Genomic DNA, 23,481 nt, shown 5'->3' with positions numbered 1-23,481 from the left:
CGTTTGGAATAAAGATAGAGATCTCCCCGGGTAAGAGTAGTCACTTTCCACTCATGTCACTGCTTCATTTACTCAATGAAATTTCGGGCAGTATTGGACTTCATCTTGTGTTGTAGACTTATCCATTTCACCGAGCCTTAGTATGAAGTTTCTGTTCGTCAGTGCAAGTGTTTGCGTCCGACTTCCTTCAGATTCTCCCTCACGGAAGACACCCTTGTCATTCGCTAACAGTTCCTACTGCCAAGTCTGTAATGGACTTTCACCACCAAGTTACTACCCATGCCGGGCGCACAACGCAAAAGCCTGGAGGGAAACCTCCAGGCTTATACTACACCAAATAAAAGAGACGATATACCAATATAAGAAAAGAATAACAGCACCACAATAAGAATACCTAAACCACTCACACCACCAAAGCGACGATAATCTTGCGGTGTTAAATCTTCTCGTTCTAATTCGCTTAGCTTTTGCTTCACATGACGATAATACAGCGCATTCCCCTTGAAACCTAAGTATATATAGACTGCAAATGTTAATAACGTATTGATTCCCGGTAAACCGGTTACTGCCACTAGTAAATCAAACAGAAAAAAGAGACCAATGACAATCAATACTTCTTTATATAACTTCCGGTAACCTAACCAAAACAGCCCTACAAAAAAGCTTGCCCAATTCCAGCCCGCCCGAATCTCGGGTTGCGTACTTTGAGACCACTTTGCTTCATAGTAATGATAACGTGTATCTACAAAAGAACGCCAGCGATCATTGATATGTAGAGCTTTATTTGTTTTTTCGACTGATTCATCATTTTTTTTAACAGACTCTAATAACTGATGACGCTCATCTTTTTTCAATACCTCACGCATATTAACGCCACAGGTCGGACAGTAGACAGCACTGTCTGGTGTTTCATTGCCACATTTCGGACAAAACATGGTGTTCACTCCCTTAGTTTCATAATATGTTAAGTTTAGCATGAAAGTTCACGCGTGAGAAACACAACGTAAGAACCCCTTCTTAGAAGATCACTTCTAAAAAGGGGGAAAGTGTTATCGATTATCTTTTAACTGAATGTCAATCATCGCTTGATGTGCTTCAGAATAATATTCTGAAGCAAGTTTGTACTTCCGATTTTGGTAATAGTAATCGGCCAATAACCGGACATACCTAGCATAAGGCAAGAATAACTTTCGCGACTTGAAGTACGGAATGATCTCTTTTACAAGTAACTTTTCGAAATTTTTCGTATAGCCGAATAGCACAAATCTTAATACTTTAACTTGATATACATAACGTAAAGGCAAATCTTTTTCTGACTTTACTAATGCTTCTGCTTTTAGCAAGCAATCTTTAGCTAATGCTAATTCTTCTCCTTGAATATACGTTTTAACAAGTCCTAAAATCGCGATTAATTCTTGGGTGCTAAATTGATGTTTTACGAGTTCAAAACAACGATTATAATAGCGAATCGCTTGTGTTACCATGTTAAGATCATGAAACAGTTCCCCAATGGATTCATATACTTTAAATAAAATAGCTTCATTAGTTAATTTTTCACCCAATCTTTCTGCCAGCTCAAATTGTTTGAGCGCCTCATCCATCTCTCTAATACGTTTATAATTAATGCCTTTTAATACATGACATTTAGCAGCGCGTTCTAAATGATAGTGATCTCGGTAATAAATAAGCGCTTGATCGGCATAGACAGAGGCATGGTATGAGTAATGTAAAACAGTTGCTGTTTTTGAAATGTGGTAAACCAAATCAAAATACTCTTCATCTCTATTTTTAAAAACATCTGCATATAATCTTTCAGCTTCTTGAAAAAAGCTAAATGCTTTTTCGTAACTTGATTCAAAGTATTCAAAATGCGCTTTGAATTTCAACCAATAATACTGCTCTTTTTCTGCGAAGTGCCGTTGATCTTGTTTTAACAATTTCAGTTTACGCTTGGCTTTGTCTCTTTGTTTCGTCAAAATAAAGTAGTATAGCGTATGTAATTTTACTAGCCAAAATAGATCGGCATCAATCACTTTTTCTATTTTTGATTGAATGTCTTGATATAAGTCATGTGCTTTTACAAGGTCACGTTTTAATAAGCTATCCATCCAATGTGTCACTTGATTAGCTATATCTTCATCAATCACTTTTTCAGGGCTAATCCCTAAACGCTCACACAATTGTCTCACTGCATCAGGGTTGGGGTCGGCTGCATTGCGCTCTATTTTAGAGAGGTAAGACACTGACACGATTCCTTTGGCAAGTTCTTCTTGTGTTAAGTTGTGTTTGATACGAAAATATTTTATTTTTTCTCCGATACCATCTGACATATCTTCACCCCTTATCTTTCCTTATTTTACACAAATTTATGACTATAGTCACCATTTTTTTGGAACGTTTTCGATTTTGTTCTGTTTTAGATATGTTTTTTATGCTTTATATAGATTTATAATCGGTAATTTTTCCTAAGTGCGATAATCTCATCCTTTTAACCCCATATAAACCCAATAATTATTTTTTTCATAAAAATACGTTTTTTTCACATTCACGACGAAGACCTTTTTAAAAAGTTTATCTTCTCATTAAATAAACGGGAATAACAATTGACTAAAGTGATAGAATCATCTAAAGTAGGCACTATGAGCTTAATGATGGAGGAATGCACGGATGTTACAAGCAACAAATGTTAGTTTAAGATTTGGAGATAAAAAGCTATTTGAAGATGTGAATATTAAATTCACACCAGGTAATTGTTACGGATTAATTGGTGCCAATGGTGCCGGTAAATCAACATTCTTAAAAGTATTATCAGGTGAAATCGAACCACAAAGTGGGCATGTTTCACTCGGTAAAGATGAGCGTCTAGCGGTCTTAAAACAAGATCACTTCGCTTATGAAAGCCACTCTGTTGTCGAAACAGTTATCATGGGACACAAACGTCTCTATGAGGTCATGAAAGAAAAAGATGCTATTTACGCAAAAGACCCCTTCACTGAAGCCGATGGTATGAAAGCGGCAGAACTTGAAGGTGAGTTCGCCGAACTCAACGGATGGGAAGCAGAGTCAGATGCGCAAATCCTTTTAAAAGGTTTGGGTATTAAAGAAGATCTACACGATAAGTTGATGAGTGAGTTATCTGGTTCAGAAAAAGTAAAGGTATTACTTGCCCAAGCACTTTTTGGTACACCTGATATCTTACTCTTGGATGAGCCTACCAACCACTTGGACATCAAAGCCATTCAGTGGTTAGAAGAATTTTTAATTAACTTTGAAAATACCGTCATCGTTGTATCGCACGATCGTCACTTTTTAAATAAAGTATGTACGCATATTGCGGATGTTGATTACGGGAAAATTTCTTTATATGTTGGTAACTACGATTTCTGGTATGAATCTAGCCAACTTGCGCTTCAAATGGCTCAAGACCAAAACAAGAAAAAAGAAGAGAAAATTAAAGAACTTCAAAACTTTATTGCGCGCTTTAGTGCAAATGCATCAAAGTCAAAGCAAGCAACGTCTCGTAAAAAGATGCTAGATAATATTACACTTGATGATATTAAACCATCTTCACGTCGTTACCCTTATGTTGCATTTAAACCAGAGCGTGAAATCGGTAACGATTTATTACGTGTTGAGAACTTATCAAAGACAATTGACGGCGTTAAAATTCTTGATAATGTCAGCTTTACACTTAACCGCGATGATAAAGTAGCCTTTATTGGGCGCAACGAATTAGCTAAAACTACCCTTTTTGATATTTTAATGGGTAAACAAGAAGCTGATAGTGGGACGTTTACTTGGGGTGTCACAACTTCTCAATCATACTTCCCAAAAGATAACAGTGAATTCTTTGAAAATAATGATTTAACACTTGTTGAATGGTTACGTCAATATTCACCAGAAGATCAAACCGAAACATTTTTACGCGGATTCTTAGGCCGCATGCTCTTTAGTGGTGAAGAAGCACTTAAGAAAGCAAAAGTTCTCTCCGGTGGTGAAAAGGTGCGCTGTATGTTGTCAAAAATGATGTTATCAAGTGCGAACGTCTTAGTACTAGACGAACCTACCAACCACTTAGATCTTGAATCAATTACAAGTGTCAACAACGGTTTAATTGCATTTAAAGGTTCTTTATTATTTACATCACATGACCACCAATTCATCAATAGTATCGCCAATCGATTAATTGAAATTACACCTAATGGCGTAATTGATAAAGAAATGAGCTATGATGAATACGTCACAGATACAAAACTTCAAAAAGAAATTGAAGCCATGTATCAGTAAGAATACATGAACACATCGAGCTATGGGCATAATTAGTCCATGGCTCTTTTCTTATATTACTTTTTTTCCACACACCTCTTCTTACCACTATATCCTCATTTAACTTTTTTTCATGTACCTTTTTATCGATATCAAACACTCCAAACGTCATATAGGATCAGAATAAGTCTTCATCAAGACGTGAGACAAAAACGATGAAGGCACAATTTTTGGTCTGTCCATCTATACCCTATTTCCTTTGGTCAGTAAACCTCCATATGTTATAATGAGTATGATTTGTAACCGTTACCAAAAACGGTGTGTATCGAACCTTTTTATATCCTTTTTTTTCTTATTTTGTGAACAAACCCACATGTTATTTTGTGAACAATTTGTGAATTAAAATAAAGGTGGTGGTTTAAACATTGGCACATCAACTTTTCAAAAATAAGTTTGTGAAAAGTTATTCAAACTCTTGTCACATTTTAAACATAGTAGTATAATAAGTTTGTAAAACAAATCACAAACATAAACAAAAACTGTGTGATGTTATCGTTTTTAAAAGGGTCATCTTACAATACTAAACAACAAAAAATTAATTGGAGGAATGAATGATGAAAGTAGCTGTTATTGGATGTACACACGCGGGAACTGCCGCTATTAAAAACACGTTAGAATTATACCCTGAGGCTGAGATTCATGTCTTTGAACGTAATGACAATGTATCTTTCCTTTCATGTGGTATTGCGTTATATGTAGGAGGCGTTGTTGATGATGCCGAATCACTTTTCTATGCATCAGTAGAAGGGTTTGAAGATAGAGGCGTGCACATGCATATGGAACATGAAGTCGTAACGGTTGATATTGAACAAAAACAACTTGAAGCAAAAGATTTAAAGACCGATGAATTTACTATTCATAGTTATGACAAATTAATTGTGACAACAGGTTCTTGGCCAATCACACCTCCATTCCCTGGTTTAAACTTAGAAAATGTTGTGTTATGTAAAAACTACGATCACGCTAAAGAAATTATCCGTCGTTCGGAACATGTTCAAAAAGTAACTGTGGTAGGCGGTGGTTACATTGGAGTTGAACTTGTAGAAGCCTTTGAAGAAAACGGTAAAGACGTGACACTTATTGATGCTGAAACACGCATTCTAAATCGTTATCTCGATCAATCTTTCACTGATCCAGTTGAAGCTACTTTACGGGAAAAAGGCGTTGAACTTCGTCTTGAAGAACTTGTAAAAAGCTTCGAAGGAACGGATAAAGTTGAGCGTGTCATCACAAACAAAGGTGAAGTTGAAGCTGAACTCGTCGTTCTTTGTATAGGATTCCGTCCTAACACAGATCTCTTTAAAGACCAATTAACTATGCTACCAAACGGTGCCATTGTCATCGATGAATACATGCAGACGAGTGCCAAAGATGTTTATGCGGCTGGAGATTGTTGTGCTGTACCTTATAACCCAACAAAACAAGCACAGTATATTCCACTAGCAACGAACGCTGTAAGAATGGGGACACTTGTCGCACAAAACTTGGTTAAACCCACTTTAAAGCACCCAGGTACCCAAGGGACATCAGGTCTTAAATTATACCATCACCACCTCGGTTCATCAGGATTAACTGAAGGAGCTGCCAAAATGCACGGGATGGATATTGGTGTAGCTTACCTTGAAGATACGTATCGTCCAGACTTCATGCCTGAAAATAGCGTAATTAAACTAAAGCTTGTCTATGATAAACATACGCACCGTGTGCTTGGTGCACAAGTGATATCAGATATCGATTTAACACAAGTAGTCAATACTGTATCAGTGGCTATCTCACGAGACATGACGATTGAAGAATTAGCATTAACGGATTTCTTCTTCCAACCACACTTTAATAAACCTGTTAACTACTTGAATCAATTAGCATTAAATGCGATGACAAACGAAGCTAAACAAGCTGTTACCCAATGATTACTCCACCACTTAATGCAAAAAACAAGCGTTTGAAGGAGTTCACTGAAAATCTTACGATTTTCTTAATGTAAGTTTAATTAGAATCAAAAAAGACGACACATTTATTCAAAAATATGAATAAGTGTCGTCTTTTTATTATTTTTAATTCACATACTCGCACATGTTACCCTCTAAGTTTTAATATTCTTTTCAAATTCACCGCGAATATCGCGACGGCTCCTTGCATTTGCATACCAACAAGACCCGAGGATTTTTGATATATTATACCCGTGTCTGTGTTTTAATTCATTGGATGTCGGTTTGGTTGGGAATTCACCTTTTAACGACGCATCAATCGCATAAACAGCTTGACGTAATTTCTTCGAACGGTCCATTAATATTTCTTTAGCTGATTTTTGATTATAACGTGCCTTTGTATGTGTGGCATCAACAATAATCGTATGACATTTTAAAACGTCGGTTTCAATCGCAATTTCCACGGTTTTATTGATCAGTAAGTCGAGTAAATTGATATCTTTTAGTCGCAATTTACGAAACTTGGTTAGAGAACTTGGCTCGATAACTGGCTCCTCCGGAGCCATGCCAAGAAAATATTTAAAGGACATATCGTATTTGGAGCGTTCAACAATATCAACATCTGAGACATCAAAGATGGTCTTTAAGAGTAAATACTTAAACATACGAATAGGATCAATGGCGTTTCAACCATTGGTGTGACAGTACTTATCTTTTAATTCATCATAAACAAACGAGAAATCAACCAGCTCGTTAAGTTGTCGTAAAAAATTATCTTTAGGCACAACAATATCATAAATCTCTGAATACGGACTTAACATCATTTCTGTTTGTTTAAGAATCATTTTAGCCACCACCAATTATTGATACTTCTATTTTATCGAAAAAAAAGACCGGATGCCCATGATTAAATGAGGTATCCGATCTTTTTTTGGACTTTTTCAGTGGCCTCTTAAAAAGGGGCGCTTTTTTGTCGTCTTAGAGCGAGAAGACAACTTTCTCAAGTGCGTCAGCACGAGGTGGGGGTAGTTCAATAACCTTTAGTCATTCTTTTTACTCGCATGAATAAGGGATTCAATCACTTGATAATCGCCATCATGAAGGGCTTTAACAATGCGACTACCTACAATCACGCCATCGGCGTGTTTTGATAATGCCTTGACTTGGTCTGGTGTTGATATACCAAATCCAGCTAAAACCGGCACATGCGCACCCTGTTTCAAATCTTCTAAGTAGTGATCAACGCGTTCTGTAAACGTGTGACGCTCCCCAGTTGTACCTGTCACTGTCACAGCGTATAGAAAACCTTCGGTTCGCTTTTTTAATGCCTCTCGCCGTGATTTAGGACTTGTAAGTGCAACTAAGCGAATAAGGGCTAAATCATGTGCTTTAAAGATCTCGCTTACCATTGATTCTTCTTCCATCGGTAAATCTGGCACAATTAACCCACTGACGCCTGCTTCGACACAAGCATCTGCAAAGTTCTCAACACCATAGTGAAAGACCGGATTCATATATGTCATTAAAATAATGGGGATTTTGTGACCCTTCGACTTTTTTAACGTTTCAAATACGCCTTTAACCGTTGTCCCTGCTTTAAGGGAGCGAATACCTGCTTGTTGAATCGTTTCACCATCTGCGACTGGATCCGAGAATGGTAAGCCAAGTTCTATTGCACTCGCTCCGGCAGTTTCTAAAAATTTTATTTGATCATTTAATTTCTCTAAACCACCGTCGCCTGCCATAATATACGGAACAAATAGTTTATCTCCCCTATCTAACACGTTCTTAAATTGCGCATCCAATTGTTGTTTACTCATATGATTGTCCCCCTAGCACGCCTTTAACCGTTTCAACATCTTTATCTCCTCGACCAGATAAACAAACCACAATGGTCGCATCTTTTGGCAGCGTCTTGGTTAACTTAGGTAAGTAGCCAATCGCATGCGCACTTTCAAGCGCTGGGATGATGCCTTCTGTTTCTGATAATAACTTAAGGCCAGCTAAGGCATCCTGGTCGGTCGCAGAGACGTATTGTACCCGGTTAATTTCTTTTAAGTGGGCGTGCTCAGGCCCAATGCCCGGATAATCAAGGCCGGCTGAAATAGAATCTGCCTCTGTAATTTGACCATCTGCATCTTGAAGCAAATAGGTCATTGTCCCGTGAAGTACGCCAACACTTCCGCCCGTTAAAGTGGCCGCATGTTTTCCTGTCTCAATGCCGTGACCTCCCGCTTCTACACCGTACATTTTTACTGAAGCATCATCCACAAAAGGATAAAACATGCCCATCGCATTACTTCCACCTCCGATACATGCAATTAATGCATCAGGAAGTTTCCCCGTTTTTTCTTTAAACTGTGATTTAGTCTCCGTGCCAATCATACTTTGAAAATCACGCACGATTTGTGGGAATGGGTGTGGACCAACAACAGATCCAATAATGTAATGCGTGTCTTCGACATGACTCACCCAATAACGTAGGGCTTCATTTACTGCATCCTTTAATGTCGCGCTTCCATGTTTGACAGGCTCAACCTTTGCGCCCAAGAGTTCCATTCGAAAGACATTTAATTTTTGCCGTTTAATATCTTCCTCACCCATAAAGACAATGCATTCTAGACCAAGTAAAGCGCATGCAGTCGCAGTCGCTACCCCGTGCTGACCGGCACCTGTTTCTGCCACAACTTTTTTCTTCCCCATGTGTTTTGTAAGTAATGCTTGCCCCAGCGCATTATTTATTTTATGCGCCCCTGTATGATTTAAATCCTCACGTTTTAAATAGATCTTAGCCCCGCCAAGCTTTTCTGTTAAACGCTCAGCGTAATAAAGGGGTGTCTCTCGTCCGACATAATCTTTCAAATAATAGTGAAATGTTTCTAAAAATGCCGGGTCATCTTTTACAGATTGATATGCCGCTTCTAACTCTAAGACAGCTGGCATAAGTGTCTCAGGTACAAAACGACCACCAAATTGACCGTAATGCCCTCGTTCATTCGGTTGTTGATACATCATGACTCCCTACCCTTCGCTTGTTTAATAAAGGAAATAATTTTGTTTTCATCTTTTATCCCATCTGTTTCAACACCACTTGAAACATCAAAACCATCGATCCCCTTCAGTTGTCTTGCCAAAGTAATATTTTGAGTATTTAATCCCCCTGCCAACAGGAGAGGTACCTGTAAATTAAGCGCTTTTAACCAGGACCAATCAAATACTTCACCCGCCCCTGGAATAGCGCCATCAACAAGTAAATACTGACAATACGGCTCATATGCTTTCAATTTGTCAACACCTTCTTTTGACGTTAATGTGAGCGCCTTAATACAAGGTACACGGTATTTTGCCACCTCTTCTGGCGATTCACTCCCATGTAGTTGAACAAAATCAAGACCCACAGCTTCGGCCAATGCCTCCACCTCAGTTCTCTCTTGATCAACAAAAACACCGACGGTTTTAATGTTTGTCTCTAATGCCTCTATGATTCCTTTAGCCTTTTTAGGTGTTAATTGTCTTTTGCTTTTTGCAAAGATAAAACCAATGAAGTCAGCCCCTGAATGTTCTACTAAGCGAGCTGTTTTTTGATCGGTAATACCACATATTTTCACGAGCGGTGTGTGACTAGTCATGTAAAAAATCCCCCATCATGCGCTTTGGATCTTGTGTCATTAAAGTTTCACCGACCAATATGCCTGACGCACCTGCTTGCTTGACTGCTAAGACATCTGCTTGTGTCTTCATACCACTTTCGCTAATGATTTTCGTGGTACTTAAATCAACAAAATCGAGCAACTGTAATGTTTGGTCAATTGACGTCTTAAATGTGTTTAGGTTACGGTTATTCACACCAATCAATGGGCAACCGAGGCTGGTTGCTATGGCCAACTCCTCTTTGTCATGAACTTCTACTAACACCTCAAGCCCAAGTGATAAGGCATAATGATAAAGGTCTATTAAATCAGCTTCTGACAGCGCGCTCACAATGAGTAATACGACATCCGCGCCTGATTGATAAGCAATATCAAGCTGAATTCGGTCAATAATAAACTCTTTATTTAATACTGGAATAGACACCGCTTGTTTTACCGCAATAAGGTCAGCCATTGTCCCTTTAAAGTAGTCTTTATCCGTTAAGACAGAAATCATGCCTGCCCCAAACTGTTCATACTGTTTGGCCTGCATAACAGGATCGAGTGTATCATTGATGATGCCTTTTGACGGTGAGGCACGCTTAAACTCAGCAATCACTTGAAAAGGCTGCTGCTCAAATTGATTAATAAATGATACCAGTGGGGCTGTACGTTCTTTCGCTGGAATCATCTCTGCCTTTAGCTTTATCACTTCTTTTTTCTTTGTTTCGATAATCTCTGTTAAAATACTCATCTTGCCACCTCTTTATATTGCTGACTAAACCTAATCATTGTCTCTAATTTTTCTAAAGCATGCCCTTGGTCAATGCTTGATTTGGCCAGTGCCACACCTTCTTTTATTGTTTTAGCTGTCCCATCAGCAAAAATAGCTAATCCCGCATTAAGTAAGACCGTGTCACGATGCGGTCCAGGATGTCCTTCTAAGACACGACGTAATATTTTCGCATTTTCAAGGGCATCGCCACCTTTAATGAGTGAAGGGTCAACATAAGCTAAACCGGCATCTTCAGCTGTAAGTGAAAAAGACATCAACTCTCCGTCTTCTAATAGCACACCATGCGTTTCACCATGTAATGCTGCTTCATCCATATAATCAGGTCCATTAATAACAACAGCCCGTTTACGGCCCAGTTGATGCAAAGTAGCTGCCATCTCCATCAATAAGTCCCGACGATAAATGCCAACCAGTTGTGTCGTTAAATCAACTGGGTTTGTCAGTGGACCAATCAAATTAAAAATTGTAGGAATGCCTAGCGCTCGTCTAATGCCCATCACTTGTTTCATTTTTGGATGAACAGCTTGAGCGAATAAAAAGGCGATATCATTAAGCTTTAAGAGTTCGTATGTTTGCTCAGGTGTCAGATGAATGTCAACACCGAGTGCTTCTAATACATCAGCACTACCTGTTTTACTAGAAATACTTCGATTCCCATGTTTGGATACGGTAATGCCCGCACCAGCTACAACAAAAGCACTGGTCGTTGAAATATTAAAACTCATAGACCCGTCCCCACCAGTGCCGCAGTTATCCATCGCCCCAGGCAATGCGTCTGGCAACAAAACCGCTTGTTTTCTCACAACGTTGACTAGACCCGTCAGTTCGCTAACTGCTTCTTTTTTTTGCTTTAGTCCAATCAAAAAACCACCGATAGCTGCTGGGTCTGTTGACGGATCAAACATAAGCCTAGTCGCTTGTTCCATTTCATTAATTGTCAAATGCTCACCGCGGGTAATCTTCTCTAAATACTCTCGCATCATGACGCCCCCTTCCTCACTGTTTTAAAGAAATTCTCTAGTAGCGTATGACCAGCAACTGTTCCAATCGATTCTGGATGGAACTGCATACCATATATCGGCAACGTTTTATGCTTCAGCGCCATTATTTCACCATCGTCAAGGGCGCGTGCAGTAATCTCCAAACAGTCCGGAAAGTGTTCTTCTAGTGCAACAAGTGAGTGATAACGCATCACATCTATTTCTTTTGGTAAGCCGTTAAATAGGTCTTTTTGGTGGTGCACAATCACAGATTGTTTCCCATGCATGACCCGCTTCGCATGACTTACGACACCACCGAAGACTTCTGTGATTGCCTGATGTCCAAGACAAATACCGAGAATCGGATACACATCACCGAGTGAGCCAATGACATCCAGGCAAATCCCCGAATCTTTCGGCGTCCCAGGACCAGGTGAGAGCACAATAGCTTCAGGACGCATCGCTTTAATTTCCTCTAATGTCACCGCGTCATTACGCACCACCTTGACATCTTCTCCTAATTCACTCATATATTGATATAAGTTATACGTAAACGAATCATAGTTATCAATCAATAAAATCATCGTTTAAACACCTCCACCAGTGATTTTGCTTTATTTAAAGTTTCTTCATATTCGCTTTCTGGGTCTGAGTCATAAACAATACCCGCTCCTGCTTGAACATAAGCTTTGTTATCTTTTACGACCATTGTTCGTATAGCAAGCGCTAAATCTAAGTCGCCATTCATATTTATATAGCCACAAGCACCACTGTACACACCACGTTTTTTCGTTTCAAATTGATTAATCAGCTGCATCGCTTTAATTTTTGGCGCTCCCGAAACAGTACCCGCCGGTAAAGTTGCCGTAAGACAGTCAAGGCTGTCCATCGACTCATCAAGTGTCGCTCGCACTTCTGAAACGATGTGCATCACATGTTGATACCGTTCAATCGTCATAAATTTCGGTAAAGTAATCGAGTGCACTTTCGCAATCCGGCCTAAGTCGTTCCGACTTAAGTCCACCAACATTTTATGTTCCGCTCGTTCTTTTTCATCCGCCAATAACTCTTCTGAAAGCCTTTCGTCCTCTGCCTCTGTCTTACCTCGTGGCCTTGTTCCAGCAATCGGGTTCGTGATCACAGTTGTCCCCCTCACTTGAATCAAACTCTCAGGTGACGTACCAAGGACAACATACGGACCAAAATCAATATAGTACATATAAGGTGATGGGTTACTTATCCTTAATTTCCGGTACAATTCAAATGGGTCATGATCATAGTCAGCCGTCAGACGTTGTGATAAGACAATTTGGAAAATATCACCATCAATAATGTGGCGCTTAGCTGCTTCTACTTTTTCCATAAAAGCTTGTTTTGTCATCGTTGGTTTAAATGTAATATCAAGTGCAGAATCTTTTTTCAGATCATGCGCTTGTCTAATTTCGACTTCCAAGCGATCCAGTACTTGAACTAAAGCAACGTCATCTCTATCTTCTGTCAAGTCCACTGCAAGCAGAGTAACTGTTTGATTTTTATGATCAAAGACAATCACTTCTTGGTAAAACATCAAGTGAATATCCGGCATCATGATGTCATCTTCTAAGATAGCACCAATCTCTTCATAGCCACGAATCACATCATAAGCGATATAGCCAATTGCCCCGCCATAAAATAAGTAAGGTAATCCTAAATCTACTCGTGGCAATTCTTTTTTTACTATGTCGATGGGAAGCACATCTGTAAATTCTTTCACCTCACCGGTATGATGATTTTTCACCGTAACGGTTTGGTCTTTCCCAATCACTTCTTTAAACGGTGCTTGACCAATAAATGAATAGCGGCCTTTTTCCCCGTGTCCCAGTGAACTTTCTAAAATAAACTTTTGCTTTTGGTTCATCTGTTGATATACAGTAATCGGTGTCAGTGCATCTCCGGTAAATGTTCGTGTTTTAAATCGCACGTTTTTATCCTCCTTTATAAGCTCAGCTTTATCTTGACTCATGGTCTTTTTTAATCTGTTATCTAGTTAAAAAAACCCTGATCCATTATAAATAATAGACCAGGGGACGATTTTAATAAAACCGCGGTACCACCGCCTGTTTAGAGAGTACACTCTACACTCTTTGGATAACGGAGAAAGTTCCCCGGTGATAACTACTGTTTTTTCGTTACCACACTCATAAGGCCATTCATAAAGCACCTGTTGCTGATTCGCACCATCCATCAGCTCTCTTTAAACAGGATGTCTTTACTACTTGTCTTATTCATCGATTTTTTCTATTAAAAAAGAGGGGTCGTCCTAAAAGGACGAGTTCCCTCGTTATGCCACCTTAAAAAAAGTCAGACCTATCAGTCCGTGTTTTGTGGTAACGGCAAAACAACACCCGTTAAATCCTAATCTATACCGGAAGGTATATTTCAGTTTAATGCATCGAAAAGCCCATTCATCTCACATGTAATCACCGGTTCCCAGCATCCCAGCTCTCTTTAGATTCTCTAGTATGAGACTACTCTTCTCTTCTTAGCGCATCAGTTATTTCTTAAGTTACAACTATATTAGTACGTCTTTTAGTCTTTGTCAATAAAAATAGCGAATTTTCTAAATATTTATAAACCCGTCTGTGACGTGATTTACTCTTCCTGAATCCATTCATCAACACGCTTGCCTAGATGCCGACCTGGCTGATCCATTTTCACCGTTAACATATCACCCACTTCCAAGCTATTTACAGCTACTGCCTCACCTTCTGCCCCTAACAAATAAACGCTATCTGCATTTTGTACCGTCACCGAAATCTCCTTCTCCGCTGCTTTTAACGTCAGCCGAATAAATGGGCGGTATTCTTTCTTTACACGTCCAACAGTAACAAGGCGACTAGACGTATTACCAAAGACCATAAGTTGATCACCTGGTGTGACTTCTGCTAAGTACGTGGTCACATCATTTCCTTTTACAAGATAATGATGATATGCGCCCGCATTGACTCGAAATGGCCGCTTCGGGTATGTCTCTGTTGAACGATTTTCTGATACAGCTAAACAATAGCCGTTACCCGTGTTCCCAATCCAAACACCTTCAAGTGGTGATAATTCATCAATGAAATCTAAACATACTCTTAAACCTTCACCAATGTCTTGAATCGATGTAACCTTTGCGTTTGTGATGTCGTCATGCATAATAGACACCCTTTCATTATGTGTATTTGTTTATTTTTTATAATTGATAGATACTTTTTCTTTTCAATATCTATCTTATCATATACAATAAGAAAGGAATTTAATTTAGGAGGAAAAAGCGGTGCGTAAAGGATTATTCGTATTGTTTTTAATGTTAATTATCGCTTTCTTTGTGATTGGTTATCAGTCAGAGCAAAGGCAAAGTCATCAATCACATCCACATAGCACGACAATGGACACAGTTTCAGAAACAACGTGGTAAATCGATAAAGAAGCAGACGATTCATATATTGAACCGGCTGCTTCTTTATCTATTCCTACATAGCGTAAATAGTTAACCTTCTAATCCGTTACGTTCAATGACCTCTTTATACCAGTAGTAACTTTTCTTTTTAATTCTACGCAAATCTTTTGGCCCGTTTTCATCACGGTTCACATAAACAAAGCCATAACGTTTTTGATAACCATTCAACCAACTTAATAAATCAGTAAACGACCACGTGCAATAACCTAATACGGTCACTCCATCACTGATCGCATCTTGAATAGCTGAGATATGTTTTTGTAAGAATTCGATCCGGTAATCATCATTTATGACATCACCTTCTTCTAAAGTATCAAAAGCGCCTAGCCCGTTCTCTGTAATTAAAACAGGTAAGTGATAACGACTTTCAATACGTCTTAATGCCACACGTAAGCCTTCAGGGTCTATTGTCCAATCCCAGTCTGTCGTTTCAAGATAAGGGTTTTGAACTTGTTTAAACAGTCCTTCAGTACCCGATTCTTGTTGGCTTCCTTTTTTACCTGTCGTATTCATTGTCGCCTCACCAACACCGTCTAGTGGGTTATGTTTAATTGTAGCCGTCTGATAATAATTTAAGCCCATAAAATCGGGCTTAGCAGAAGCAAGTAAGTCAAAATCACCTTGTTCAATTGTTGGCGTTAAATTGTGTTTGTCTAGATAGTTCCAAATAACTTGTGGGTATCGACCAAATGCATACACATCCATCCACCAATGGGCATTTAAGCTTTCCGCATTTTCCTGCGCAATAATATGTTTTGGATCAGCATCATATGGATAGGTCGGAGAATAGGCAAAACTCGGGCCAATCTGCCCATCCGGAACAAGTTCATGAAAACTATTAATTACCGTCGCATTCGCCAGATTAGCAATATGATTTGCTTCATACATCCGTTTTAAATCTTTCACTCCCGGCGGATGTAGCGCCTTTTGATAACCGAGACCAACAAATATATTTTGTTCATTTAATGTAATCCAATATTTCACCCGGTCACCGTAACGTTTAAACAGCGTGCGACAATACGTATCAAAGTGTTTAATAATTTCGCGCGACTCCCACGCACCATAGCGGTCCATTAATGCTTGTGGCACATCCCAGTGATAGACCGTAACCAACGGTTCGATCTTGTACTCGATTAATGAATCAATCAGTTTATCATAAAACTTAAGACCAGCTTCATTCACCTCTCCTGTACCTTCAGGATAAATGCGTGACCAAGCGATCGAAAATCGATACGCTTTTAAGCCTTGTTCATGCATCAATTTAACATCTTCTTCGTAGCGATGATAGTGATCTACAGCAATATCACCATTGGTTTCCTTAAATGTCGTACCTGGTATTTTTGTGTACACATCCCATACCGACGGACCCTTGCCATCGACATCATGGGCACCTTCGATTTGATAGGCTGCTGATGCAGACCCCCATAAGAAATCCTGTGGGAAAGGGGTTTTCGTTTGATGCTCCATACCTTTTTCCTCCTTTATGTATACAATCATGTACTAAACACGTCATCCATTACTTAAAAAAACATTATTTTACTTTTTATATATTTAAATTATAACTTAATCCAGTTGAACTACCCCCACCTAGTGCTAACGCACTTGAGGAAGCATGTTAGGCGGGAGTAGTTCAATCGTTTAGTTTAATTCTGTTATCCGTTCATCTAAATCAATGCGCGGCATCGCTCTTGGTACTTTTTTCGGATAACCGAGTTGAATCATCCCGACAAATTTCTCACCCGGTTGAATACCAATCAGCTGTCTAAAAGGCTCGGTATCTGTTAGAGGCCCCGTCTTCCAAATCATCCCGATCCCCTTTTCCCAACCGATTAAGCTTAAGTTATGGATAATGAGACTTGTCGATGCATAGTCTTCTTGACGACGTTTTAAGTCATGACTTTCTTCCATAAAGACCATCACATGCATGGGCACTTGGCTAAAAGCAGCGTGTGCTTTATTATACGCCCGGTCTTTTTCTTCTCCTGTTTTACCTCTTGACATAAACTCCCCCGCCATATGTGCTAATTGAGCTTTCGTTTCCCCTGTAATAATAGTAAAACGCCACGGTTGCGTCATTTTGTGGTTCGGTACCCAAGCAGATGTTTTTAACATCGCTTTGACCTCATCTATACTGACCGGTTTATCTTCAAATAATGAGACCGATCGTCTCTCTTTTATGAGTGTTTCAATATCCATTATAATCCCCTTCTTTCATGTAAAGTCATACTTAGTATAGCAAACGCTGTCCGAAAAATCAGTCAACTTGCTTGAGATAACCGCTTTGATGCGTCAATCCCCCTAAAAAATAACACAATATCCGCGTTGCATTTTTACAGCAGGCATGCTATCATATGAATAGATAGTAAATTAATTTAATTAAGTTTTAATGCTATACACACATTACTTGAAAGGAATGACGAAAAAAATGAACACAATATCACTAGTCAATACATTCAACGAGGTGTTTGGTAATGGCGGAGAGAGCCAAACATTTTTCGCGCCTGGTCGCATCAATTTAATCGGAGAACATACGGATTATAACGGGGGCTATGTCTTTCCTGCTTCCATTTCTTTTGGGACATATGCTGTCGCAAGAAAGCGTGATGACCGCACCCTTCGCTTTTATTCAATGAATTTTGAAGACTTAGGTATTATCACTGCATCGCTTGATGATTTAAGCTATGATAAAGCGGATAACTGGGCCAATTACCCTAAAGGTATGGTTGAGGCGTTTAATACCCATGGCTATTCCATTGAACAAGGATTTGATATCCTTTTCTTTGGTAACATTCCTAATGGCGCTGGGTTATCCTCTTCAGCTTCTATCGAATTAGTAACAGGTGTGATGCTTGAGACACTCTTTAACATTGACATTGACAGAGTCGCGATGGTTAAACTCGGTCAATCTGTTGAAAACAACTATATTGGGGTTAATAGCGGCATTATGGATCAATTTGCGATCGGCATGGGGAAAGATCAACATGCAATTTTACTTGATTGTAATACGCTTGAGTATGAATATGCCCCCGTTGAACTAGGCGATTATGTTATTATGATAATGAACACGAATAAACGTCGTGAACTAGCTGATTCAAAATACAATGAACGTCGTAGTGAATGTGAGGCTGCGCTGAAAGATTTACAGACAACACTTGATATTAACAGTTTAGGCGAGTTATCTGTTGAAGCATTCGACACGCATAAACACCTCATCTCAGATGAAACGAAACAAAGACGCGCACGTCATGCCGTTTATGAAAACGCACGTACGAAAGAAGCATTTAAACGCCTACACGAAAAAGACCTCGTTGCGTTTGGGAAATTATTAAATGACTCACATTATTCGTTACGTGATGACTATGAAGTGACTGGCGTTGAGCTTGATACACTACAAGAAGCGGCTATTGAACAAATGGGCGTCCTGGGTGCGCGTATGACAGGCGCTGGATTTGGGGGCTGTGCTATTGCGCTCGTTGAAAAACAACACGTTGATCACTTTAAATCTAACGTTGAAAAAATCTACACAAATAAGATTGGCTACGCGCCAACCTTCTATGAAGCAACGATTGGTGATGGTGCAAAAGCACTGACTGCGCAATGATGAATGAACAAAGATATCATCTTTGTTATATTTGAAAAGTTATTTTAAGGAGGCAATATTGATGAATATTTTAGTATTAGGTGGAGCCGGTTATATCGGTTCTCATGCGGTTTATCAACTAGCAGAACAAGGACATACAGTAAGTGTTGTCGATAATTTACAAACAGGTCATAGAGATGCCATTCATCCAAAGGCGGCATTTTTTGAGGGCGATATTCGCGACTTAGATTTTTTAACAAACGTCTTAACTAAACAAACGATTGATGCGGTCATTCACTTTGCGGCGAACTCACTTGTCGGGGAATCAATGGAAAACCCATTAAAATACTTTGACAACAACGTATATGGCACACAAGTCGTTTTACAAGCGATGCAACAAGCAGGTGTGAAAAATATTGTCTTTTCTTCAACCGCAGCTACTTACGGTGAACCAACACACGTACCGATCACAGAAGATATGCCAACGGTACCAACAAACACTTACGGTGAAACGAAATTAACGATGGAGAAAATGATGCATTGGTGCGAAAAAGCCTACGGCATACGTTACGTATCTCTTCGCTATTTCAACGTCGCTGGTGCAAGACAGGATGCGGCAATTGGTGAAGACCATGATCCAGAAACACACCTGATTCCGATTGTTTTACAAGTTGCACTCAACCAACGTGAACACATCACTATTTACGGTGAAGATTACCCTACGCCTGACGGGACATGTATTCGTGACTACATTCATGTAGAAGATTTAATCGATGCACATATTTTAGCCGTCAAGTACTTACTTGATGGAGGACAAAGTAACATCTTTAACTTAGGCTCATCTCAAGGCTTCTCGGTTAAAGAAATCGTTGATGCGGCACGTCTTGTAACAGGCCATCCTATTGAAGCAAAAGTTGGCGAGCGCCGAGCAGGTGATCCGTCAACATTGATTGCTTCAAGTGAAAAAGCGCAAACCATTCTTGGTTGGTCACCAAAACGCACAGAAATTAACCGCATCTTAGAAGATGCTTGGCGCTGGCATCAAAGTCATCCAAAAGGTTATGAGGAGGCTTAATGATGATCGATCACTATGTTGAACGTTTAATTGACTTAGCCATTGAAAAAAACTTAATCACTGAGCGTGACCGCATCTACGCACGTAATCAAGTGCTTGGTTTACTACAAGCCCAAACGTTTACGGTACCAACAGAACGCCTCACTTATGGCAGCATTCCGGATGTGTTACAACATCTCATAAATGACGCAGTAAGTCGTGAGGTCATTACGGACGCCTTAGACGCTCGGGAAATGCTTGATGCCAAATTGATGGATGTATTTTTATCTAAGCCATCAGAAATTAATCAAACGTTTCGGTCACTTTATCAAGATGATCCGACAAAAGCAACAGACTATTTCTATCAATTAAGCCAAAATAGTCACTATATCCAAACCGAACGTATCGCAAAGAACATTCAATATGAAAAGAAAACCGCCTTCGGTAAAGTGGATATTACGATCAATTTATCTAAACCTGAAAAAGATCCGCAACAAATTAAGCGAGAACGGGAAATGAAACAAGATGTTAAATATCCCCAGTGCTTACTTTGTAAAGAAAACGAAGGCTATACCGGACGTACGGGACATCCCGCACGATCAAATCACCGGGTCATTGACGTCGACTTGGGCAACGAGAATTGGTATTTCCAATACTCACCTTATGTCTATTATAACGAGCACAGCATCGTCTTTTGCGAGGAACATCGCCCAATGGTAATCAGTAAAGATACTTTTGTACGACTGTTACAATTTGTTGAACAGTTCCCGCATTACTTCATCGGCTCAAACGCCGACTTACCGATTGTTGGTGGGAGCATTTTAAGTCATGACCATTATCAGGCAGGACGTTACTCGTTCGGCATGACTGAAGCAGGCGATTTGTTTACGTTCACACTAGCTGATTTTGGTGATATTAAAGCTTCTGTTGTTGACTGGCCTATGTCAGTCATTCGTTTAAAGCATAAGGACCAAGCACCACTTATCGAAGCAGCTGACCACATCTTAACGACGTGGCGCAACTACAGTGATGAAACAGCAGATATTTTAGCGTACACAGACGAAACACCACATAACACGATCACACCGATTGCTCGTATGCGCGATGGACTTTATGAACTGGATCTTGTCTTACGTAATAATCGGACAACGGATGAACACCCTGACGGACTTTTCCATCCCCATCAAGATGTTCATCACATTAAAAAAGAAAACATCGGATTAATTGAAGTCATGGGCCTCGCCGTTTTACCACCACGACTAAAACCTGAATTAGATGAGATGAAGACTTATCTCCTAGGCGGAGCATCCATCGAACAGCACCATAAAATGTGGGCAGATGAATTAAAAGAAACGACAACCATCACTAAAGACACGGTTGATGATATCGTTGATCAAGCCTTAGCTGAAAAATTCGTTCGTGTCTTACAGGATTCTGGCGTGTTCAAGTCGAATACTAAAGGTAAAGAAGGATTTAAGCGCTTTTTAGACGCTTTGTAAGGAGGAAAAAGAGTGACAATTACAACGAAAACCTTAGATGTCAAAGGGCACAACTGGCAGCTTTTCACACTGACTAACAACAATGGTATGACGGTAAAATTTTTGGACTATGGTGGCATTATTACCGAGATTGTAACAAAAGACAAAGCCGGGAAAATGGAGAACGTCGTCCTTGGCTACCGTGATTATGAGGATTACTTAAATAATAAAACGTATTTCGGTGCATTAATTGGTCGTGTGGCTGGACGTATTGAAGGTGCCTCCTTTGTATTGAATGAGGAAATCTACCACGTACCTGAAGTTGAGAATGGCCATAGCTTGCACGGTGGACCGGGTGGTTTGCATACCCAAGTGTTTAAAGTAGAAACTATCGAACACGAAAAAGGCGTAGAAGCTGTGTTGTACCACACGAGTAACGATTTAGATCAGGGCTATCCTGGAACTGTGACCTATAAAATCAGTTACTTATTAACTCATGATGACACATTTACTATTAGCTATGAAGCCGTCAGTACAAAAGACACATTACTAACTATTACAAATCATAGTTATTTCAATTTATCCGGTGACTTAAAAGAAACGATTCTTGACCATGACATAACGCTTGATGCGAGCCAGTTCGTTGAACTGGATGATGAACTCATCCCAACCGGAAAGATTTTGCCTGTGACTGGCACAACCTTTGACTTTACACACGGACGTACTGTTCGTGGAGCTGTTGATTCCGTTGATCCACAAAATAAAGTGGCCTTAAACGGCTATGATCACTTCTTTATTTTCGATCATAAGAAAGACGCTGCTGTCGTTGTTAAAGATCCTAAAAGCGGGCGTAAATTAACCGTGACAACGGATCAACCTGGGATGGTTATGTACACATCGAACGCCTTAGATGATACCCTCATATTAAAAGAGCGTCAATCAGAAAAGTATTTAGGTGTTTGTTTAGAAACTCAAAGCTCACCAGCCTCCGTGGTTCATGATGGTTTTCCACCGATTTTCTTAGCAAAAAATGATGTTTACCTCTCTAAAACAAGCTTTTCCTTTGAAACAGAATAATTTATTATAGCATCCCTAACTGAACATCACTAAGAGCCGCACAAACAATGTGCGGCTCTTAGTCTGTTTATCATCATGCGTCAACAAGCTATACAGCTGAAATATTCATAAAGGACCATCATTTTCTTTTTTCGTCAACGGCTCCTCGATCAAAACAAACCAACCTTTTCCTTGATAATGATTATACCCTTGTGTTTCACAATAGCTATAAAGAACGTCACCATCGATTAAGTATCCTTTTTTCACTGTCCCATCAATCACACGTGACACGGCCTCGAATCCTGATACGTCTTTTGAAAAAATATCATCAATATTTCGTGAAGCAATCACTTCTTTTGCTTGATTAATGACATAAAGTCTCGTCTGTTCGCCAACAATCATCGTCTTGATAATATCTAAGATGTATCCCCAATTAAAACGTGTAGTAAATACACCAATTAATTCATTTTCATCATAAATGGGCGCTGCAAATGTCATAGTATCACAACCTAACGTCTTTGAACGATACATATCACTTACATACACCGTTTCTGTTGTTGTGACTTCCTTAAACCATGTTCGCTCACTAAAATGAGTCATCTTCGACACCGCTGGGTGCACATTAGCTACAAGGTTGCCCGATAAATCAACTATCATTAAATCATGATACACTTCGTAAATACGGTGAATATCTTTTAATAATACCGCTGCTTCTCGTTTGCTTTTTTCTGTCTGTAACCTAGCGGCCAACTTTACTGATTCAAACGTCGCCCATGCTTGCACATCGCAGTGTCGCTCAAATAAATTGCGATCAATTTTATCAATTGTATCAAAAGCCATATCGGTCGTCCGAAGAGCAATGATATGATTCGCTTGATTTTCAATCCGACCGATGACTTTTTTGCTTTCAGCACTTAACCCCAGTGTTTCTGAAGCGAATTTTTTAATTTCATTTGCGACCACAGCAAAACCTTTTCCCGCTTCACTGGCACGAGCTGCCTCAATACCTGCGTTAAGCGCTAGAATGTTAGACTGTTTTGAAAGTTTCTCTAAAGATGTCATGACGTCGTTAATGTGATTACTTTCCGTTTTTAATTGTTGCATTAATGCAGACATATTTTCATCTTGTAAGAATTGTTTCATTGACTACACCCTTTTTTATCCTTTTCGATA

The 23,481-nt window shown here is 39.5% G+C and carries 20 protein-coding genes, 1 pseudogene and 1 other annotated feature; of the genes and pseudogenes, 7 read left to right on the top strand and 14 right to left on the bottom strand.

All coding sequences use genetic code 11. From position 1 onward, the window contains the following. Positions 1-323: 323 nt before the first annotated feature. Both BM163_RS10375 and BM163_RS10370 read right to left on the bottom strand, forming a co-directional pair. A complete protein-coding gene (locus BM163_RS10375; RefSeq protein ID WP_170243756.1) occupies positions 324-935 on the bottom strand; it encodes a DUF2628 domain-containing protein in 612 nt (203 codons plus the stop codon). Between the two features lie 114 nt (positions 936-1,049). After that, positions 1,050-2,330 carry a helix-turn-helix domain-containing protein gene (locus BM163_RS10370; RefSeq protein ID WP_089802876.1) on the bottom strand — a complete coding sequence of 427 codons (1,281 nt, stop codon included), beginning with the start codon at positions 2,328-2,330 and terminating at the stop codon, positions 1,050-1,052. A gap of 337 nt (positions 2,331-2,667) precedes the next feature. Between BM163_RS10370 and BM163_RS10365 the strand changes: the two genes are divergently transcribed. Together BM163_RS10365 and BM163_RS10360 are read left to right on the top strand one after the other, a co-directional pair. After that, complete coding sequence (locus BM163_RS10365) at positions 2,668-4,287, top strand: ABC-F family ATP-binding cassette domain-containing protein (protein ID WP_089802873.1); 1,620 nt, start codon at positions 2,668-2,670, stop codon at positions 4,285-4,287. A gap of 593 nt (positions 4,288-4,880) precedes the next feature. Continuing rightward, a complete protein-coding gene (locus BM163_RS10360; protein ID WP_089802870.1) occupies positions 4,881-6,236 on the top strand; it encodes an FAD-dependent oxidoreductase in 1,356 nt (451 codons plus the stop codon). Positions 6,237-6,502: 266 nt separating this feature from the next. On the opposite strand, the pseudogene BM163_RS10355 reads toward BM163_RS10360, so the two are convergent. The 9 genes and pseudogenes from BM163_RS10355 to BM163_RS10315 form a co-directional block, all read right to left on the bottom strand. Further along, positions 6,503-7,099: pseudogene (locus tag BM163_RS10355) on the bottom strand (transposase); the annotation flags it as partial. 195 nt (positions 7,100-7,294) lie between these two features. Further along, complete coding sequence (gene trpA, locus BM163_RS10350; protein WP_089802868.1) at positions 7,295-8,074, bottom strand: tryptophan synthase subunit alpha; 780 nt, start codon at positions 8,072-8,074, stop codon at positions 7,295-7,297. Continuing rightward, entirely contained in the window at positions 8,067-9,269 is a 1,203-nt protein-coding gene (gene trpB, locus BM163_RS10345; RefSeq protein WP_089802866.1) for a tryptophan synthase subunit beta, read from the bottom strand. The genes trpA and trpB overlap by 8 nt, the downstream gene beginning before the upstream one ends. Further along, entirely contained in the window at positions 9,266-9,883 is a 618-nt protein-coding gene (locus tag BM163_RS10340; RefSeq protein WP_089802864.1) for a phosphoribosylanthranilate isomerase, read from the bottom strand. The genes trpB and BM163_RS10340 overlap by 4 nt, the downstream gene beginning before the upstream one ends. Beyond that, positions 9,876-10,637, bottom strand: a complete 762-nt coding sequence (gene trpC, locus BM163_RS10335; protein WP_089802862.1) for an indole-3-glycerol phosphate synthase TrpC — start codon at positions 10,635-10,637, stop codon at positions 9,876-9,878. Before trpC ends, BM163_RS10340 begins: the two co-directional genes overlap by 8 nt. Further along, entirely contained in the window at positions 10,634-11,659 is a 1,026-nt protein-coding gene (gene trpD, locus BM163_RS10330) for an anthranilate phosphoribosyltransferase (protein WP_089802860.1), read from the bottom strand. The genes trpC and trpD overlap by 4 nt, the downstream gene beginning before the upstream one ends. Further along, entirely contained in the window at positions 11,659-12,243 is a 585-nt protein-coding gene (locus tag BM163_RS10325; RefSeq protein WP_089802858.1) for an anthranilate synthase component II, read from the bottom strand. Before BM163_RS10325 ends, trpD begins: the two co-directional genes overlap by 1 nt. Further along, the gene (gene trpE / locus BM163_RS10320) at positions 12,240-13,619 is read right to left on the bottom strand and encodes an anthranilate synthase component I (protein WP_229675553.1); all 1,380 of its coding nucleotides are present in this window, start codon (positions 13,617-13,619) and stop codon (positions 12,240-12,242) included. Before trpE ends, BM163_RS10325 begins: the two co-directional genes overlap by 4 nt. A 99-nt stretch (positions 13,620-13,718) precedes the next feature. Then, positions 13,719-13,936: a binding site (T-box leader), on the bottom strand. A 354-nt stretch (positions 13,937-14,290) separates the two neighbouring features. Beyond that, entirely contained in the window at positions 14,291-14,836 is a 546-nt protein-coding gene (locus tag BM163_RS10315; RefSeq protein ID WP_089802853.1) for a 3-dehydroquinate synthase II domain-containing protein, read from the bottom strand. A 121-nt stretch (positions 14,837-14,957) separates the two neighbouring features. On the opposite strand from BM163_RS10315, the gene BM163_RS13810 reads away from it, so the two are divergent. Beyond that, the gene (locus tag BM163_RS13810; RefSeq protein WP_170243717.1) at positions 14,958-15,098 is read left to right on the top strand and encodes a hypothetical protein; all 141 of its coding nucleotides are present in this window, start codon (positions 14,958-14,960) and stop codon (positions 15,096-15,098) included. Positions 15,099-15,170: 72 nt separating this feature from the next. On the opposite strand, the gene BM163_RS10310 is transcribed toward BM163_RS13810, so the two are convergent. Beyond that, positions 15,171-16,607 carry a glycoside hydrolase family 1 protein gene (locus tag BM163_RS10310; protein WP_089802851.1) on the bottom strand — a complete coding sequence of 479 codons (1,437 nt, stop codon included), beginning with the start codon at positions 16,605-16,607 and terminating at the stop codon, positions 15,171-15,173. A 171-nt stretch (positions 16,608-16,778) separates the two neighbouring features. Beyond that, the gene (locus tag BM163_RS10305) at positions 16,779-17,336 is read right to left on the bottom strand and encodes a nitroreductase family protein (protein ID WP_089802850.1); all 558 of its coding nucleotides are present in this window, start codon (positions 17,334-17,336) and stop codon (positions 16,779-16,781) included. 229 nt (positions 17,337-17,565) lie between these two features. Here BM163_RS10305 and BM163_RS10300 point away from each other — a divergent pair, with 229 nt between their 5' ends. The 4 genes from BM163_RS10300 (at position 17,566) to BM163_RS10285 (ending at position 22,329) form a co-directional block, all read left to right on the top strand. Then, positions 17,566-18,741, top strand: a complete 1,176-nt coding sequence (locus BM163_RS10300; protein ID WP_089802848.1) for a galactokinase — start codon at positions 17,566-17,568, stop codon at positions 18,739-18,741. A 61-nt stretch (positions 18,742-18,802) separates the two neighbouring features. Then, entirely contained in the window at positions 18,803-19,795 is a 993-nt protein-coding gene (gene galE, locus BM163_RS10295) for a UDP-glucose 4-epimerase GalE (RefSeq protein ID WP_089802846.1), read from the top strand. A gap of 2 nt (positions 19,796-19,797) precedes the next feature. Next, complete coding sequence (gene galT / locus BM163_RS10290; protein WP_089802844.1) at positions 19,798-21,273, top strand: UDP-glucose--hexose-1-phosphate uridylyltransferase; 1,476 nt, start codon at positions 19,798-19,800, stop codon at positions 21,271-21,273. 12 nt (positions 21,274-21,285) lie between these two features. Continuing rightward, the gene (locus tag BM163_RS10285; protein ID WP_089802842.1) at positions 21,286-22,329 is read left to right on the top strand and encodes an aldose epimerase family protein; all 1,044 of its coding nucleotides are present in this window, start codon (positions 21,286-21,288) and stop codon (positions 22,327-22,329) included. Between the two features lie 105 nt (positions 22,330-22,434). Here BM163_RS10285 and BM163_RS10280 read toward each other — a convergent pair whose 3' ends face one another. After that, on the bottom strand, positions 22,435-23,451 hold the full coding sequence (locus BM163_RS10280; protein ID WP_089802840.1) for a methyl-accepting chemotaxis protein: 1,017 nt from the start codon (positions 23,449-23,451) through the stop codon (positions 22,435-22,437). Positions 23,452-23,481: the final 30 nt, after the last annotated feature.

Origin of the sequence: Halolactibacillus alkaliphilus (genome assembly GCF_900115465.1) — a bacterium.
GTDB classification, from domain to species: Bacteria; Bacillota; Bacilli; order Bacillales; family Amphibacillaceae; genus Halolactibacillus; species Halolactibacillus alkaliphilus.
This window is presented reverse-complemented; position numbering and strand designations above follow the sequence as displayed.